We start from the raw sequence: 16,440 nt of genomic DNA, 5'->3' as shown, positions 1-16,440 counted from the left end.
CCGCACCCCGACCGAGGAGGAACGTCGACGTGAGCGCCACCGACCCCAGCATCGTCCCGCAGGGCGAAGGGCCGCAGGTGACGACGGGACGGACGCTCTTCGGCGAGGACCGCGAGATCATCGCCGCGCGGGTCGACGGCGCCCTGTGGGACCTCGACCGGCCCCTGCCGGGCGGCGCCCACGTCGAGCCGGTCCCCATCGGGTCGCCGGACGGGCTGGCGATCCTCCGGCACTCCACCGCGCACGTGCTCGCGCAGGCCGTGCAGCGCATCAACCCCGAGGCCCGGCTCGGCATCGGGCCGCCGATCACCGACGGGTTCTACTACGACTTCGACGTCGCCCGGCATTTCACCCCGGAGGACCTGAAGGCGCTGACGAAGGAGATGGAGCGCATCCAGCGCGCGGGTCAGCGCTTCCAGCGCCGGGTGGTGACGGAGGAGGAGGCCCGCGAGCTGTTCGCGGACGAGCCGTACAAGCTCGAGCTCATCGGCCTGAAGGGCGGCACCGCCGCGTCGTCGGAGGAGTCCGTGGAGGTCGGCAGCGGCGAGCTCACCGTCTACGCCAACGTCGACCGCTCGAGCGGCGAGGTGGTCTGGCAGGACCTCTGCCGCGGTCCGCACCTGCCGAACACCGGCCTGATCCGCAACGGCTGGGCGCTCACCCGCGTCGCCGCCGCCTACTGGCGCGGCAGTGAGAAGAACCCGCAGCTGCAGCGCATCTACGGCACCGCCTGGCCCTCGAAGGACGAGCTGCGCGAGTACCAGCACCGCATCGAGGAGGCCGCGAAGCGCGACCACCGCAAGCTCGGCGCCGAGCTCGACCTGTTCAGCTTCCCCGACGAGATCGGGTCGGGCCTCGCCGTGTTCCACCCGAAGGGCGGCATCGTCCGCCAGGAGATGGAGCAGCACGCCAGACGGCGTCACGTCGAAGCCGGGTACACCTACGTCTACACGCCGCACATCGCGAAGGAGGACCTCTTCCTCCAGTCGAACCACCTCGTCACGTACCGGGAGGGCATGTTCCCGCCGATCGTGATGGACGAGGAGGTCGACGCGGCGGGCGAGGTCGTGAAGCAGGGCACCGACTACTACCTGAAGCCGATGAACTGCCCGATGCACATCCTCGTCTACAAGGCGCGGGCGCACAGCTACCGCGACCTGCCGATGCGCCTCGCGGAGAACGGCACGGTCTACCGCAACGAGCTGTCCGGCGCCCTGCACGGGCTCACCCGCGTGCGCGGGTTCACGCAGGACGACTCGCACCTGTTCGTCACGCCCGACCAGCTCGAGGCGGAGGCGACGAAGGTCCTCGAGTTCGTGATCTCGATGCTCCGCGACTTCGGCCTCGACGACTTCGAGCTCGAGCTCTCCCTCCGCGACGACGAGAAGTCGAAGTGGATCGGTTCGGACGAGTTCTGGGACTACTCGACGAACGCCCTCCGCAACGTGGCCGCCGCGAGCGGGCTGAAGCTCACGGAGATCCCGGGTGAGGCGGCGTTCTACGGCCCGAAGATCGACCTGAAGACCCGCGACGCCATCGGGCGCACCTGGCAGCTGTCGACCGTGCAGGTGGACGTGAACCTGCCGGAGCGGTTCGAGCTCGAGTACACCGACCGGGACGGCACGCGGAAGCGGCCGATCATGATCCACCGCGCCCTGTTCGGCTCCATCGAGCGGTTCTTCGCGATCCTGCTCGAGCACTACGCGGGCGCGTTCCCGGTGTGGCTCTCGCCCGTCCAGGCGGTCGGCATCCCGGTCGCCGACGAGTACCTGCCCTACCTGGAGGGGGTGCTGGCCCGACTGGCGTCCGCAGGCGTCCGCGTCGAGCTCGACGCCTCCGACGACCGCATGCAGAAGAAGATCCGCACGCACACGCTGCAGCACGTGCCGTTCCTGCTCATCGCGGGGGAGCAGGACCGGGACGCGGGCGCGATCAGCTTCCGCTTCCGGGACGGCACGACCCGCAACGGCGTGCCCGTCGACGAGGCGATCACCCTGATCACGGAGGCGATCCGCGGTCACCTGCAGGTGTCGACGGCCGACGACCTCGAGCCGGACGGCGCGGACGCCGCGGCCGCGGGCGCGATGTGACCGAGGACGCGGAGGTCGACGCGGGCGGCGCCACCGGCGTCCCCGACGCCTACCAGCGCCTGTGGGTGCCGCACCGGATGGCCTACATCGCGACCAACCACACCGGGCCGGCGGCCGGGTCGTCGCCGGACGGCTCCTGCCCGTTCTGCGATGCGCCCGCGCGCAGCGACGAGGACGCGCTCATCGTGCACCGCGGTGAGCACGCCTACGTGCTGCTCAACCTCTTCCCGTACAACTCCGGCCACCTCCTCGTGTGCCCGTACCGGCACGTCGCCATGTACGACGACGCGACGGAGGAGGAGACCGCGGAGATCGCGTCGCTGACGCAGACGGCGATGCGGGTGCTGCGCGACGACTCGCGGTGCGACGGGTTCAACATCGGGATGAACCAGGGGGCCGTCGCCGGCGCGGGCGTGGCCGGCCACCTGCACCAGCACATCGTGCCGAGGTGGGCAGCCGACGCGAACTTCTTCCCGATCATCGGCGGCACGAAGGCGCTCCCGGTGCTCCTCGGGGAAACCTGGCGCTCCCTCAGCGAGGCCTGGCCCACCTCCTGACCGTGTTCGCGGATCCGGAGATCGTCCGCGGTTCCGGAGTTCCTCCGCGACACGCCGACTCGATGCCCCGAGCGTCGGCGCGTCGCCGGGTTTCTCCGGATCCGCGAAGGGTGCCGACGGGTCGTACGCTTGATGACTGACTTCCAGTGGTTAGGACGCACCCCATGACCGACACGCTCACCCCCTCCACCGCCTCCGGCAGCGGCGACTCCGCAGGTCCCGGCACCGGGACCGCCCGAGTGAAGCGCGGTCTCGCCGAGATGCTCAAGGGCGGCGTGATCATGGACGTGGTCACCGCCGAGCAGGCGAAGGTCGCCGAGGACGCCGGCGCGGTCGCGGTGATGGCGCTCGAGCGGGTGCCGGCCGACATCCGCGCGCAGGGCGGCGTCGCGCGCATGAGCGACCCCGACCTGATCGCCGACATCGTTGACGCGGTGTCGATCCCGGTGATGGCGAAGGCCCGGATCGGGCACTTCGTCGAGGCGCAGGTGCTGCAGCACCTCGGCGTCGACTACATCGACGAGTCCGAGGTGCTCTCGCCGGCCGACTACGTCAACCACATCGACAAGTGGCCGTTCACCGTGCCGTTCGTGTGCGGGGCGACGAACCTCGGGGAGGCGCTCAGGCGCATCACCGAGGGCGCCGCGATGATCCGCTCGAAGGGCGAGGCCGGCACCGGCGACGTCTCCGAGGCGACCAGGCACATCCGCACCATCCGGGGCGAGATCGCGGCCCTCACGGCGAAGTCGCCCGACGAGCTGTACGTCGCGGCGAAGGAGCTGCAGGCCCCCTACGAGCTGGTCGCGGAGGTCGCGCGCCTCGGCAAGCTCCCGGTCGTCCTCTTCACGGCGGGCGGTGTCGCGACCCCGGCGGACGCGGCGATGATGATGCAGCTCGGCGCGGACGGTGTGTTCGTCGGCTCCGGCATCTTCAAGTCGGGCGACCCCGCCAAGCGCGCGGCCGCGATCGTGAAGGCGACGACCTTCTTCGACGACCCGGAGGAGATCGCGAACGCCTCCCGGGGGCTCGGCGAGGCGATGGTCGGGATCAACGTCGCCGACGTGCCCGCGCCGCACCGGCTCGCCGAGCGCGGTTGGTGACCGGCCCGCGCGTCGGCGTCCTCGCCCTGCAGGGCGACTTCCGGGAGCACCTCGCGGTGCTCGCGGGCCTCGGCGCGGACGCCGTGCCCGTCCGGCGGGAGCGCGAGCTCGACCTCGTGGCCGGCCTCGTGATCCCGGGCGGCGAGTCGACGGTGATGGACAAGCTCTCGCGCGCCTTCGGGCTCCGGGACCCGCTCAGGGCGCGGATCGCCGCGGGCATGCCGGTCTACGGCACGTGCGCGGGCCTGATCATGCTGGCCGACCGGGTGCTGGACGCCCTGCCCGACCAGCAGACGCTGGGCGGCCTCGACGTGACGGTGCGCCGGAACGCGTTCGGGAACCAGCTCGACTCGTTCGAGACCGACCTCGCGGTCCCGCTGTTCGGCGGTCCTCCCGTGCACGCCGCGTTCATCCGCGCACCCGTCGTCGAAGCGGTCGGGCCGGCCGCGGAGGCGCTCGCGACGCTCGACGGTGCACCGGAGGGCGCGAGCGGCCGCGTCGTCGCGGTGCGGCAGGGCAACCTGCTCGGCACCGCGTTCCACCCGGAGATCACGGGCGACACCCGCTTCCACGAGCACCTCCTCTCGCTCCTCTGAGCAGGGAGCGCCGGCGCCCCCGCCGACCTGCTCGATCGCACCGGAGACGGCGGATGGGCAGGGCGCCGTCGCGCCCGTTGCGATGGCAGTCATGCTGCGATTGCGTGGATCCGGTGCCGGGAGAGCATGATCGCGTGGTGCAGCGGATCGTGCGCTCGGGCGCGGGCCGGGCGGTCGATGCCGTCTGGGGTGTCCTGCTGCGCCGACCCGCGCTCTGGCTCGCGATCTGGTCGGTGCTGCTGATCGGCGTGCAGGGCGCGGCCGACAGCCGGTCGATGAGCTCGTGGTTCTACATCGTCCGCGGCGTCCACACGATCCTGGGTCCGCAGCCGCTCAGCCTCTTCGCCATGCATCCCGAGCTCCAGATGGGGCCGCTCGCGTTCGTGCTGAGCGCGCCGTTCGTCCTGCTGCCGCACCCCGCCGGGACCATCGCGGCAGCAGTGATGATGCAGGGCGCCGGCCTCCTCGCGGTCCTCGCGGCGCGCGGGCTGCTGCGCCCCTCCGATCGGTTCGGCGACCGGCGCTGGTTCGCCGGGGCCGTGATCACCATGGCCGCCTGGACCGAGCTCGCCGTCCGGTACGGACACGCGGACGACGTGCTCGCGCTGCTGGGAGGCGTGCTCGCGCTGCGCCTGCTGCACGACGGGGCCGTGCTGCGCGCGGCCCTCCTGATCGGGCTGGCCGTGGACTGCAAGCCGTGGATCGCGCCGCTCGCCTTCGTGCTGCTCATGGCGCCGCGGCGCCGCTGGCTGCCGGCGGCGAGCGTGGTCGTGCTCGTCGTCGCAGCGGTCTGGGTGCCGTTCTTCATCGACCCCCACTGGGTGCGCGCGCTCCGCTTCACCATCGCGGTGGATCCGACCGCGACCATCCGCCTGCTCGGTCTCGCCGATGCGCGCACGCCGGCGTGGTGCCGGCCCGCCCAGATCCTGCTGGGGGCCGGTGCCGTCGCGCTCGCCGCACGGCGCGGCAGGCCGGAGTCGACGCTCCTGCTCGTGGTGGTCACGCGCCTCCTGCTCGATCCCGGCGCCCACCTCTACTACGCCGCGGGCGCCGTGCTGGGCGGCTGTCTGCTCGACCTGACCGCCGTGGTGCCGGTCGCCGCTTCGCTGGCGCTGCTCGGCCTCGAGCTGCCGCCGTACGTGTTCCCGTTCCAGGACCTGACGCAGGCGGTCATCCGGGTCGTCACGCTCGGCCTGCTCGGCGTGCTGGCGATCGCGGGGCCGCGCCGCAGGTCTGCGGTGCGGGTCGGTGCGTCGACCGCCTCGTCGCGGTCGGAGCGCGTCGTCTCCGTCCCCGGCTGACGCGCGCCCGTCCGGGCACCGCGGCCGCACCTCTACAATCGATCCCCGAATCCGTGGGACGAACACTCGAGGAGGTGCAGATGTCCGGACACTCCAAGTGGGCGACCACCAAGCATCAGAAGGCGGTCAAGGACGCCCGTCGCGCGAAGTCCTTCGCGAAGCTGATCAAGAACATCGAGGTCGCGGCCAAGATGGGCGGCGCCGACCTCTCCGGCAACCCGACGCTCGTCGACGCCGTGCAGAAGGCGAAGAAGACCTCGGTCCCGAACGACAACATCGACCGCGCGATCAAGCGCGGAGCGGGCCTCACCGGCGAGACGATCAACTACGACACGATCATGTACGAGGGCTACGGCCCGAGCGGCGTGGCCCTGCTGATCGAGTGCCTCACCGACAACCGCAACCGCGCCGCGGCCGAGGTCCGCACCGCGATGAGCCGCAACGGCGGCACGATGGCCGACCCCGGCTCGGTCGCGTACAACTTCAGCCGCAAGGGCGTCATCCGGGTCGCGAAGACGGACGGCGTCACGGAGGACGACGTGCTGGGTGCCGTGCTCGACGCGGGCGTCGAGGACGTGGCCGACCACGGCGAGGAGTTCGAGGTCGTCACGGAGCCGAGCGACCTGGTCGCCGCCCGCACCGCGCTGCAGGGCGCCGGCATCGACTACGAGTCGGCGGACAGCGAGTTCGTGCCCGGCGTCACCATCGAGATCGACGACGTCGACGTGGCGAAGAAGATCCTGCGGCTCGTCGACGCGCTCGAGGAGAGCGACGACGTGCAGAACGTGTTCGCGAACTTCGACTTCTCGGAGGACGTGTCCTCGGCGCTCGACGAGGACGAGTAGTCCTCGCGTGCGGGTCCTCGGCGTCGACCCGGGACTGACCAGGTGCGGCGTCGGCGTCGTCGACGTCGCACCGGACCGCACCGCGCGGCTCGTGCACGTGTCCGTGCTGCGCACCCCGGCCGATCAGGCGCTGGAGCTGCGCCTCCTGCACATCGCGCGAGGGCTGCAGGCGCTGCTCGACCAGCACCGTCCTGACGCGTTCGCGATCGAGCGCGTGTTCGCGCAGGCCAACCTGCAGAGCGTGATGGGCGTGGCGCAGATCAGCGGGGTCGCGCTGCACCTCGCGGCGGAGCGCGGCCTGCCGATCGGCCTGCACACGCCGAGCGAGGTGAAGGCCGCGGTGACCGGGTACGGCAACGCGGACAAGCGCCAGGTGACCACCATGGTGACCCGGCTGCTCGGGCTCGCGGAGGCGCCGAGACCGGCCGACGCCGCCGACGCGATCGCGATCGCCGTGTGCCACGCGTGGCGGCAGGGCCCGGTCGCGCCTGCCCGAGGCGGGGCCGCGACCACCCCCGCGCAGCGGGCCTGGCAGCAGGCGGAGGCGTCCGCCCGGGCAGGCGGCCATCGCGCAGCTGGCCGACAAAACTGGCGCTGACCAGGAGACACGCTCTACAGTGCGCGGATGTCGGTCATCCGCAGGACGCTCGCCGTGCTCGGCGCGCTGCTCGCGGTGGCGGTCGTCGCCGGGTCGGCGGTCGCGGTCGCCGCGTTCGTGGTCGGATCGCCGACGCCGACCGCGGCTCCCGCACCCGCCGCCGGCGTGATCGCGAGCTCGATGGCCTCCGTGCAGGCCCCGCAGGCGTTCCGGGACCGGCCCCCGTTCCGATCCTGCGGGCGGATCGATCTCGGCCGGGGCGAGGCGCTGCCCGCCGACCGGGTCGCCTGCCTCTCGGCGACGCCGACCGAGGGGCGCGAGCTGATCGTCGTGTCGACGACGACCGAGGGCGACCGGGTGATCCGCTACTTCCGGACCGGGCCCGGCATCCACGGGATCGAGGTGTTCGAGGACGCGACGGGCGACCGCTTCGACGGCCGGTGGCACCACACGGTGTGCGGATCGGGGGAGATCGACCAGTTCGGCGCCTGCGCCTGAGCGCTTCAGCCGCGCGGGGACGCCGAGGGCGCGGCGGTCGGCGTGACCCCGCGGGTCGTCCGCGGTGCGGGCGCGGCGGTGGGGCTCGTCGACGGCGCGCTCGTGCGCGGCGCGGTGGGGACCGGGGTTGCGCTCGCCGACGGCGCGCTGCCGCCCGCGCTGCTCGTCGGGGCGGGCGTCCTGCTCGGGGCCGGGGTCCTGGCGGGCGCGGGGCGGGCGCCGGACGTCCGGTGGGTCGTCGACGGGTCGGGCACCGGAGCCGCGGCCCGCGTCGGGACCGGGACGGAGCGGGCCGGCGCGCGCGACGGCACGGCCGCTGCGCTCGGGACGGCGGTGGGCGACGCGGATGCGGGCGGGGTGTCCCGCAGCGACGGGGTCGGGGTCGGCAGGAGCCGGTCGGATCGCGCCGGCAGCTCCGGAGCCGCGGCCTGGGCGGTGGGGTGCGGTCCGGTGCCCGTGGGCGCCCAGCCGGGGCCGCCCGGCACGCCGGCGAGGAGCAGGACGATCCCGGCCGTCGTCGCTCCGCTGAGCACGGCGACGGCCGTCCCCGCGGCCCGGCGCGCGGCTGGCGGGACGACGGCGAGCGGACCGGGCCAGCGGGAGCCGATCCCACGCTCCGGCGGCGCCGCGCCGCCCGGAGGAGCGTGCTCGAGGTCGCGGAGCGCCGCCGCGAGCGCCGCGGCGGGGACCGCCCGCGTCTCGGCGACCCGGAGGAGCTCGGCGAGACGCGCCGGCACGGCTCCGCCGTCCGGCGAGCCGAGCGCGAGGGCGAGCACCGCGCCGAGGGCGTGCAGGTCGGCCGCTCGCGCGCCGGCGGGGGCCGTGACCCCGTCCCGTGCGACCGGCTCATCCGCGATCCGCACCACGCCGCCGGGGAGCAGCACGAGGCGCTCAGGGTCGAGGCCCCCGAACGCGTCCCCGCGAGCGTGCGCGCGGGCGACGGCGTCGGCCGCACCGATCGCGAAGCGCAGGGCCTCGCCGACCGGCAGCGGACCCTCCCGTACCGCGGACGCGAGCGTCCGCTCCCTCGTCCGGCTCGATCGTGCCGCGTCCATGTCGGACCCCCTCCGCGCGAGCACCCCATGATGCGACCGCAGAATGGGAGGACGGCGCGCGGGGCGCCGGAGGGGAGCGTCGTCATGCCGTCGTACCGGGTCGTCCTCACGGTCGGGCGCGTCCATCCGGGCGGCAACGCGCAAGCGGTGCTGCCCGCGGCGGCCGGTGCGGTGGAGGAGCTGACGACGGTCGAGGCGAAGTCGGTCGGGGTCCGGCAGGGACGCGCGGAGGCGACGGTCCGGTTCACGGCCTCCGACGACGAGATCGCGAAGCAGATCGCCCCGGTCGCGGCGGACGGCGCCGGCGCGCACGCGGAGATCCTGGCGGTCGCGCTGCGGCGGCAGGCGGGCACGAGGTGGCTGCTCGTCTGAGGCGCCCCGCGCAGCGGCCGATCGAAGCCGTGTTCGACGTCGCCCGTGGGTCGCGCCGGCGGCGTCGGACGGGTCGCCTAGCCTCGACCGCATGATCGCGTCGCTCCGCGGGACCGTGCTCGAGGCGCTCGGGACGACCCTCGTCGTCGACGTGCACGGTGTCGGCTACGCCGTGACCGTGACGCCCGACCACGCGCTCGCCGTACGGCCGGGGGAGGAGGTGCTCGTGCACACCGCGATGGTGGTGCGCGAGGACGACATGTCCCTGTTCGGCTTCCCCGATCGGGAGCGCCTCGCCGTGTTCGACCTGCTCCGCGGCGTCACCGGGGTCGGCCCCAAGTCCGCGATGGGGGTGCTCGCCGCCCTCACCCCCGAGGAGATCGCCGCCGCCGTCGCGAACGACGAGGACGCGGTGTTCCGGCGCGTGTCGGGCATCGGCCCGAAGACCGCGAAGCTGATCGTCGTCTCGCTGACCGGCAAGCTCGTCGCGGTGCGGACGTCGGCACCTCGACCCGTCGCCCGCGGTGCCGACGTGCTCGTCGCGCTCGTCGGGCTCGGCTACCAGGAGCGGGCGGCGCAGTCCGCGCTCGACGACGTCCTCGCGGAGCGGCCGGACGAACGGCAGACGGCGGTCCTCCTCCGCGCGGCCCTCGCCCTGCTCGGTCCGCAGGCGGTCCGATGAGCGCCGTCGACCCGGTGCCGCAGTCCGACGCGGAGCTGGCCTTCGAAGGTGCGCTGCGCCCGCGCACGCTCACCGAGTTCGTCGGCCAGGCCAACGTCCGCAAACAGCTCGAGGTGCTGCTCCAGGCCGCCGCGATGCAGAACCGGACGCCCGACCACATCCTGCTCGCGGGGCCGCCGGGGCTCGGCAAGACCACGCTCGCGATGATCGTCGCCGAGGAGTCGAGCAGGCCGCTGCGGATGTCGAGCGGCCCCGCCATCCAGCACGCGGGCGACCTGGCGGCGGTCCTGTCGTCGCTCACCCCCGGCGAGGTGCTCTTCATCGACGAGATCCACCGGATGGCCAGGAGCGCCGAGGAGATGCTCTACCTCGCGATGGAGGACTTCCGCATCGACATCATGGTCGGCAAGGGCGCCGGCGCGACGTCGATCCCGCTCGACCTCGCGCCGTTCACCCTCGTCGGCGCCACGACGCGATCCGGGCTGCTGCCGAACCCGCTGCGCGACCGGTTCGGCTTCACCGCGAACCTCGAGTTCTACGCCACCCACGAGCTCGAGCAGGTGCTCCTCCGGGCGGCCACGATGCTCGAGCTCGAGGTGAAGCCGCCGGCGCTGCGGGAGATCGCAAGCCGCAGCCGCGGCACACCGCGCATCGCGAACCGGCTCCTGCGCCGGGTGCGGGACTGGGCGCTGGTCCACGGCGGGATCGCGGATCACGAGGCGGTGCAGGCCGCGCTCGCCCTGTACGACGTCGACCAGGACGGCCTCGACCGGCTGGACCGGGCGGTGCTCGACGCGATCCTCGAGCGGTTCGACGGCGGCCCGGTCGGCCTCAGCACGCTCGCGGCGAGCGTGGGGGAGGAGCAGGACACGATCGCCTCGGTCGTCGAGCCGTTCCTCGTGCGGATGGGGCTCCTGACCAGGACGCCCCGCGGTCGGGTCGCCACCGCGACCGCCTGGCGGCGCACGGGCAGGGTGCCGAAGGTCCCGGGAACGCAGCCCCTGTTCGACGAGCCGGTATGATGCCGGGCTGAGCACCGGGCGGAGGATCCTCCGCCGCGGCGCCGCGCAGGACCGCCGCGGACGGCGGCGGAGGCCGGCCCGTGCATCGCCGGCCGACCCATCCGAAAGGCTTCCCGCATGAACCCGAACACCGCGCAGCTGCTCTTCTTCGGCGTCATCATCCTGATCGTCATCGGCCTGATGTTCCGCAACGGCCGCAAGCGCCAGCGCGACGCCGCCTCGATGACCTCGGGCCTCAAGCCGGGTGCGGAGATCATGACCGCGTCGGGCATCTTCGGCAGGATCACGGCGATCGACGAGGCGGAGAACCGCATCACGCTGCAGACCGGCCCGACCTCGGAGCTGACCGTGCACCGGCAGGCCATCAGCCGCATCGTCACGCCCGTCGCCGAGGACGGCACGTCGCTGAACGGCGAGCCGGTCGTGCTCGAGGACGCCGGCGCGGACCCGGCGTTCGGCGAGCGCGTCGAGCCGGCGAAGCAGTCGGACGAGGACGCGACGCGACGCTCCGGCGGCGGTGCCGCGAAGGGGTCGGGGGAGTAACCCGTACCATGGCTCGGCCCGCTCCCCGCTGAGGGGTGCGGGCTCGTGCCGCCGAAGGGCCGAGTCCCCGGCAGCACCCCGACCGTCCCGACCGAAAGGCCTCCGTGCCGAGCACCGTGACTCCGAAGCGACACGCCCGGCGTGCGCTCACCGGCCTCGTGGTCGTGATCCTGGCCGGGATCGCGCTGAACTTCGTGGGCGTCTGGACGGCACCGGGGTCGACCTTCGCGGTGAAGGCGCAGTCCCTGCTGCCGAAGCTCGGGCTCGACCTCGAGGGCGGGACGCAGATCATCCTGCACGCCACGCAGAACAGCGGGGCGGACGCGACGAACGCGCAGCTGCAGCAGTCGGTCTCGATCATCCGCCAGCGCGCCGCCGCGGGCGGGAGCCCGGACGCGCAGATCTCCACCGCGTCGGGCGGCAACATCGTGGTGTCCCTGCCCGGCACGCCGTCGCAGGCGACGATCAACAGCGTCCGCCAGGCGGCCCGCATGGACTTCCGCGCCGTGCTCCTCACCGACGCCGCGCCGACCTCGTCGGCGGGCAAGGGCGGTGCGCCGTACACGCCGCCCGCGTCGCTCGCGAACACCCCGAGCGCCTCGCCGACGAACGGCAGCGATCTCGCGCAGGTCACGCCGTACCTGCAGAACCTCTACGACAACTACAACTGCGCGGCCGACAACCAGCCGAGCAAGGCCGATCCGTCGAAGCCGCTCGTCACCTGCTCGACGGACGGGTCCGTGAAGTACCTGCTCGGCCCGGTGGAGGTGCCCGGCACCGACATCTCCGGAGCGCAGGCCGGCCTCCAGACGACGACGCAGGGCGCGACCACCGGCGAGTGGGTCGTGAACCTCAGCTTCAACAGCAAGGGCACCACCGAGTTCGCGGCCATCTCCGAGCGGCTCGTGGCGCTCACCGGGGTGCGCAACCAGTTCGCGATCCTGCTCGACGGCAAGGTCATCGAGGCGCCGACGATGAACGCCGCGATCACGAACGGCAAGGCCACGATCTCGGGCAACTTCACCGACGCGAGCGCGAAGGCCCTCGCCGACCAGCTGAAGTTCGGCGCACTCCCCGTCAACTTCGCGGTGCAGAGCCAGAACACCATCTCGGCGACGCTCGGGTCCTCGCAGCTGATCGCGGGGCTCATCGCGGGCCTGATCGGCCTGATCCTCGTGTTCGTGTACGCGGTGTTCCAGTACCGGGCGCTCGCGTCCGTCGTGCTCGCGAGCCTCGGCACCTCGGCCGTGCTCACGCTGATCGTGCTCGACTTCCTGTCCTGGCGGGAGGGCTACCGGCTCTCGCTCGCCGGCGTGACGGGCATCATCGTGTCGATCGGCATCACGGCGGACTCGTTCATCGTCTACTTCGAGCGGATCCGCGACGAGCTGCGGGAGGGCCGGAGCCTCGAGGGCGCCGTCGAGCAGGGCTGGCGGCGCGCCCGCCGGACGATCCTCGCCTCCGACGCCGTGAACCTGCTCGCGGCATCGGTGCTGTTCATCCTCGCGGTGGGCGACGTCCAGGGCTTCGCCCTGACGCTCGGCCTGTCGACGCTCATCGACGTGCTCGTCGTCACCCTGTTCACCCACCCCGTGCTGCAGCTGCTGGCCAGGCGGCCGTTCTTCGCCGACGGCCACGCCTTCTCGGGGCTCGACCCCCGCGCCCTCGGGGCCGTCTACCGCGGTCGCGGGCAGTTCCGGGAGCCGGTGCTGGCCGGGCGGGCCGTGCGCGCCTCCGGTGAGGCACAGCGCCGCCAGACGATCGCCGAACGCAAGGCCGCCGAGCTCGGCGACGACCGGAAGGGACGCGACTGATGCCCGGCGGACTCACGCGGTTCGGCAACGACCTCTACACCGGGGCGCGGTCGATCGACTTCATCAAGCGGCGCCGGATCTGGTACCTGGTGTCCGGCATCGCCGTGCTCCTCTCGCTCGTGCTGCCGCTCCTGGTGCTGCCCGCGTTCGGGCACGGGTTCCGCTTCGGCATCGAGTTCACCGGCGGCTCGCAGTTCACGATCTCGAACTCGACGAAGAACCTGTCCGACGACAGCATCGCGATCGACGCGGTCCAGTCCGTGACCGGCCCGTCGGTGACGCCGCTCGTCGCGGTCGTGGGCGGCAAGGACGTGCGGGTGCAGACGACCCAGCTCGACCCGACCGGAGGGGGCACGCAGAAGTCCGACGCGGTCTCCGCGGCCCTCGCCAAGGCCTACGGCGTCCCGTCGAGCGATGTGAGCCAGTCGTTCATCGGCCCGACCTGGGGCGCCGACATCTCGGGCGGTGCGATCCGCGGCCTGATCATCTTCCTGGTGCTCGTCGCGATCGTCATGGCCGTGTACTTCCGCACCTGGAAGATGTCCGTCGCCGGGCTCGTGTCCCTGCTCCACGACCTGATCATCACCGCAGGCGTCTACGGCATCGTGGGCTTCGAGATCACGCCGGCCGCCGTCATCGGCTTCCTCACGATCCTCGGCTACTCGCTGTACGACACCGTGGTGGTCTTCGACAAGATCCGCGAGAACACCTCGCGCCTCAGCGAGCGGTCCACGCGGACGTTCGCCGAGACGGTGAACCTCGCGGTCAACCAGACGCTCGTGCGGTCGATCAACACGTCCGTCGTCGGCCTGCTGCCGATCGCCTCGATCCTGTTCATCGGCACGACCCTGCTCGGGGCGGGCACGCTGCGGGACATCTCGCTCGCGCTCTTCATCGGCATCATCGTCGGCACGTACTCGACGATCTTCGTCGCGGCGCCGCTGTACACGGACCTGCGGGCCACCGAGCCCGCCATCAAGCTGCAGGCGCGCCGGGTGCTCGCGGGTCGCCGCACCGCGTCAGCGCCAGGGCAGGTCGGCGTCTGACCGGGAAGTCCGGCGCTCGCGCGACTGTTAGCCTCCTCGACACGGGAGGTGGCCAGTGACCGAGACGCGGGACGCGGCGCCGACCACCGCGTCGCTCCGGCGGCGCGTGCCGAGGCTGTTCTCTCGGTCGCAGCCGATCGACGCGGTCGACACCCTGATCCGCACGGTGCGGCAGCACCACCCTCGCGCCGACACCGCGGTCATCGAGCGCGCGTACACGACCGCCGAACGCGCCCACCGCGGGCAGCAGCGCAAGAGCGGAGAGCCCTACATCACCCATCCCGTCGCCGTCTCGCAGATCCTCGCCGAGCTGGGCATCGGCCCGCGCGGTGTCGCGGCCGCCCTCCTCCACGACACGGTCGAGGACACCGACTACACCCTCGACGAGCTGCGTGCCGACTTCGGCGACGAGGTCGCCCTGCTCGTGGACGGCGTCACGAAGCTCGACAAGCTGAAGTACGGGGACTCCGCGCAGGCCGAGACCGTCAGGAAGATGGTCATCGCGATGTCGAAGGACCTCAGGGTCCTCATCATCAAGCTGGCCGACCGCCTCCACAACGCCAGGACCTGGGGCTTCGTGCCCGCGGAGAGCGCGCAGCGGAAGGCGAAGGAGACCCTCGAGATCTACGCGCCGCTCGCGCACCGCCTCGGGATCCAGACGATCAAGCTGGAGCTCGAGGACCTGTCGTTCGCGGTGCTCTACCCGAAGCTGTACCTCGAGATCGAGTCGCTCGTCCGCAGACGCACGCCCATGCGCGAGGAGTTCGTCGCGCAGGTCATCGACCGGGTCACGGAGGACCTGAAGGCCGCCCGCATCAAGGGCAAGGTCGTCGGCCGGCCGAAGCAGTACTACTCGATCTACCAGAAGATGATCGTGCGGGGTCGCGAGTTCGACGAGATCTACGACCTCACCGGCATCCGGGTGCTCGTCGACTCGGTGCGGGACTGCTACGCGGTGCTGGGCTCGATCCACGCCCGCTGGACGCCGGTGCCCGGGCGGTTCAAGGACTACATCGCGACGCCGAAGTTCAACCTCTACCAGTCCCTGCACACCACGGTGCTCGGGCCGGAGGGGCGGCCGGTCGAGATCCAGATCCGCACGCACGAGATGCACCAGCGGGCGGAGTTCGGCGTCGCCGCGCACTGGAAGTACAAGGAGCAGGTCGCCGGCCGGTCCACCGGGCCGATGACGACCGGCGACGAGGACATGGCGTGGCTCGCGCACCTCTCCGACTGGGAGAGCGAGACGGCCGACCCGCAGGAGTTCCTGGAGGGACTGCGCTTCGAGATCGGGGCGAAGGAGGTCTACGTCTTCACCCCGAAGGGGAAGGTCATCGGCCTGCCCGCCGGCGCCACCCCGGTCGACTTCGCGTACGCCGTGCACACCGACGTCGGCCACCGCACCATGGGGGCGAAGGTGAACGGGCGGCTCGTGCCGCTGGAGTCGCAGCTCGCGTCCGGCGACGTGGTCGAGGTCTTCACGTCGAAGAACCCGGACTCGGGCCCCTCGAAGGACTGGCTGCAGTTCGTCCGCAGCCCGAGGGCGCGCACGAAGATCCGCCAGTGGTTCACCAAGGAGCGGCGCGACGAGGCGATCGAGCAGGGCAAGGACGCCATCGCGCGGGCGATGCGCAAGCAGAACCTGCCGCTCACCAAGCTGATGAGCCAGGACGTGCTCGTCGGGATCGCGACGTCGATGCGCTACGAGGACGTCTCCGCGCTCTACGCCGCGGTCGGCGAGGGCCACGTCTCGACGCAGTCGATCATCGAGCGCGTCCTCGCCCAGCTGCAGGACACGCAGGAGGCGGACGAGCCGGAGTTCGAGGCGCCGACGACCGGTCGGCAGCGCGCGATGCGCTCGAGCGACTCCGGCGTGCTCGTGCGGGGGGCGCCGGACATCCTGGTCAAGCTCGCGAAGTGCTGCACCCCGGTGCCGGGCGACGAGATCCTCGGCTTCGTCACCCGCGGCTCGGGCGTCTCGGTGCACCGGTCGGACTGCAACAACGTCACCGCGCTGCGGCAGGAGCCCGAGCGCATGGTCGAGGTCGAGTGGGCGCCGACCTCGAAGAGCGTGTTCCTCGTGCAGATCCAGGTCGAGGCGCTCGACCGGTCGGGGCTGCTCTCCGACGTGACCCGGGTGCTGTCCGAGCACCACGTGAACATCCTCTCGGCGACCGTGTCGACCTCCTCCGACCGCCTCGCGCTCAGCCGGTTCGTGTTCGAGATGGGCGACACCACGCACCTCGACCGGGTGCTGAACGCGGTGCGCCGCATCGAGGCCGTGTACGACGTGTACCGGGTGTCCGCGGGCTGACGGTCGC

The 16,440-nt window shown here is 72.4% G+C and carries 16 protein-coding genes; 15 read left to right on the top strand and 1 reads right to left on the bottom strand.

From position 1 onward, the window contains the following. Window positions 1–50: 50 nt before the first annotated feature. From thrS to ACTHLI_RS00160, 8 genes are all read left to right on the top strand, one after another. Window positions 51–2,090 carry a threonine--tRNA ligase gene (thrS, locus tag ACTHLI_RS00195; protein ID WP_440180626.1) on the top strand — a complete coding sequence of 680 codons (2,040 nt, stop codon included), beginning with the start codon at window positions 51–53 and terminating at the stop codon, window positions 2,088–2,090. Next, a complete protein-coding gene (locus ACTHLI_RS00190) occupies window positions 2,087–2,647 on the top strand; it encodes an HIT family protein (protein ID WP_440180586.1) in 561 nt (186 codons plus the stop codon). Before thrS ends, ACTHLI_RS00190 begins: the two co-directional genes overlap by 4 nt. A gap of 164 nt (window positions 2,648–2,811) precedes the next feature. Continuing rightward, the gene (gene pdxS / locus ACTHLI_RS00185) at window positions 2,812–3,747 is read left to right on the top strand and encodes a pyridoxal 5'-phosphate synthase lyase subunit PdxS (protein ID WP_440180585.1); all 936 of its coding nucleotides are present in this window, start codon (window positions 2,812–2,814) and stop codon (window positions 3,745–3,747) included. Next, window positions 3,741–4,343, top strand: a complete 603-nt coding sequence (gene pdxT / locus ACTHLI_RS00180) for a pyridoxal 5'-phosphate synthase glutaminase subunit PdxT (protein WP_440180583.1) — start codon at window positions 3,741–3,743, stop codon at window positions 4,341–4,343. Before pdxS ends, pdxT begins: the two co-directional genes overlap by 7 nt. Window positions 4,344–4,477: 134 nt before the next feature. Further along, window positions 4,478–5,644, top strand: coding sequence for a glycosyltransferase 87 family protein (locus ACTHLI_RS00175; protein WP_440180581.1), 1,167 nt, complete (start codon window positions 4,478–4,480; stop codon window positions 5,642–5,644). Between the two features lie 80 nt (window positions 5,645–5,724). Then, on the top strand, window positions 5,725–6,489 hold the full coding sequence (locus tag ACTHLI_RS00170; protein WP_440180579.1) for a YebC/PmpR family DNA-binding transcriptional regulator: 765 nt from the start codon (window positions 5,725–5,727) through the stop codon (window positions 6,487–6,489). A 7-nt stretch (window positions 6,490–6,496) separates the two neighbouring features. Further along, window positions 6,497–7,087, top strand: a complete 591-nt coding sequence (ruvC, locus tag ACTHLI_RS00165) for a crossover junction endodeoxyribonuclease RuvC (protein ID WP_440180578.1) — start codon at window positions 6,497–6,499, stop codon at window positions 7,085–7,087. Window positions 7,088–7,114: 27 nt separating this feature from the next. Further along, a complete protein-coding gene (locus tag ACTHLI_RS00160; RefSeq protein WP_440180577.1) occupies window positions 7,115–7,585 on the top strand; it encodes a hypothetical protein in 471 nt (156 codons plus the stop codon). A 5-nt stretch (window positions 7,586–7,590) separates the two neighbouring features. On the opposite strand, the gene ACTHLI_RS00155 is transcribed toward ACTHLI_RS00160, so the two are convergent. Next, window positions 7,591–8,640 (bottom strand): hypothetical protein, encoded by a 1,050-nt coding sequence (locus ACTHLI_RS00155; RefSeq protein ID WP_440180576.1) that lies wholly within the window; start codon window positions 8,638–8,640, stop codon window positions 7,591–7,593. Between the two features lie 84 nt (window positions 8,641–8,724). Between ACTHLI_RS00155 and ACTHLI_RS00150 the strand changes: the two genes are divergently transcribed. The 7 genes from ACTHLI_RS00150 (at window position 8,725) to ACTHLI_RS00120 (ending at window position 16,433) form a co-directional block, all read left to right on the top strand. Then, entirely contained in the window at window positions 8,725–9,012 is a 288-nt protein-coding gene (locus ACTHLI_RS00150; protein WP_440180574.1) for a hypothetical protein, read from the top strand. 91 nt (window positions 9,013–9,103) lie between these two features. Next, the gene (gene ruvA, locus ACTHLI_RS00145) at window positions 9,104–9,694 is read left to right on the top strand and encodes a Holliday junction branch migration protein RuvA (protein ID WP_440180573.1); all 591 of its coding nucleotides are present in this window, start codon (window positions 9,104–9,106) and stop codon (window positions 9,692–9,694) included. Continuing rightward, on the top strand, window positions 9,691–10,716 hold the full coding sequence (gene ruvB, locus ACTHLI_RS00140; protein ID WP_440180571.1) for a Holliday junction branch migration DNA helicase RuvB: 1,026 nt from the start codon (window positions 9,691–9,693) through the stop codon (window positions 10,714–10,716). Before ruvA ends, ruvB begins: the two co-directional genes overlap by 4 nt. A 117-nt stretch (window positions 10,717–10,833) precedes the next feature. Further along, window positions 10,834–11,259 (top strand): preprotein translocase subunit YajC, encoded by a 426-nt coding sequence (yajC, locus tag ACTHLI_RS00135; RefSeq protein WP_440180569.1) that lies wholly within the window; start codon window positions 10,834–10,836, stop codon window positions 11,257–11,259. 116 nt (window positions 11,260–11,375) lie between these two features. Continuing rightward, complete coding sequence (secD, locus tag ACTHLI_RS00130; RefSeq protein WP_440180567.1) at window positions 11,376–13,073, top strand: protein translocase subunit SecD; 1,698 nt, start codon at window positions 11,376–11,378, stop codon at window positions 13,071–13,073. After that, on the top strand, window positions 13,073–14,119 hold the full coding sequence (secF, locus tag ACTHLI_RS00125; RefSeq protein WP_440180566.1) for a protein translocase subunit SecF: 1,047 nt from the start codon (window positions 13,073–13,075) through the stop codon (window positions 14,117–14,119). Before secD ends, secF begins: the two co-directional genes overlap by 1 nt. Window positions 14,120–14,174: 55 nt before the next feature. Then, on the top strand, window positions 14,175–16,433 hold the full coding sequence (locus ACTHLI_RS00120; protein ID WP_440180564.1) for a RelA/SpoT family protein: 2,259 nt from the start codon (window positions 14,175–14,177) through the stop codon (window positions 16,431–16,433). Window positions 16,434–16,440 lie beyond the last annotated feature (7 nt).

Origin of the sequence: Amnibacterium sp. (genome assembly GCF_051956055.1) — a bacterium.
Taxonomy (GTDB): domain Bacteria; phylum Actinomycetota; class Actinomycetes; order Actinomycetales; family Microbacteriaceae; genus Amnibacterium.
This window is presented reverse-complemented; position numbering and strand designations above follow the sequence as displayed.

Excerpts from the sequence above, each read along its gene's own strand:
- pdxS (WP_440180585.1), top strand. The coding sequence starts at position 2,812 with ATGACCGACACGCTCACCCCCTCCACCGCCTCCGGCAGCGGCGACTCC.
- ACTHLI_RS00170 (WP_440180579.1), top strand. The coding sequence starts at position 5,725 with ATGTCCGGACACTCCAAGTGGGCGACCACCAAGCATCAGAAGGCGGTC.
- ACTHLI_RS00160 (WP_440180577.1), top strand. The coding sequence starts at position 7,115 with ATGTCGGTCATCCGCAGGACGCTCGCCGTGCTCGGCGCGCTGCTCGCG.
- ACTHLI_RS00155 (WP_440180576.1), bottom strand. The coding sequence starts at position 8,640 with ATGGACGCGGCACGATCGAGCCGGACGAGGGAGCGGACGCTCGCGTCC.
- ACTHLI_RS00150 (WP_440180574.1), top strand. The coding sequence starts at position 8,725 with ATGCCGTCGTACCGGGTCGTCCTCACGGTCGGGCGCGTCCATCCGGGC.
- ruvA (WP_440180573.1), top strand. The coding sequence starts at position 9,104 with ATGATCGCGTCGCTCCGCGGGACCGTGCTCGAGGCGCTCGGGACGACC.
- ruvB (WP_440180571.1), top strand. The coding sequence starts at position 9,691 with ATGAGCGCCGTCGACCCGGTGCCGCAGTCCGACGCGGAGCTGGCCTTC.
- yajC (WP_440180569.1), top strand. The coding sequence starts at position 10,834 with ATGAACCCGAACACCGCGCAGCTGCTCTTCTTCGGCGTCATCATCCTG.
- secF (WP_440180566.1), top strand. The coding sequence starts at position 13,073 with ATGCCCGGCGGACTCACGCGGTTCGGCAACGACCTCTACACCGGGGCG.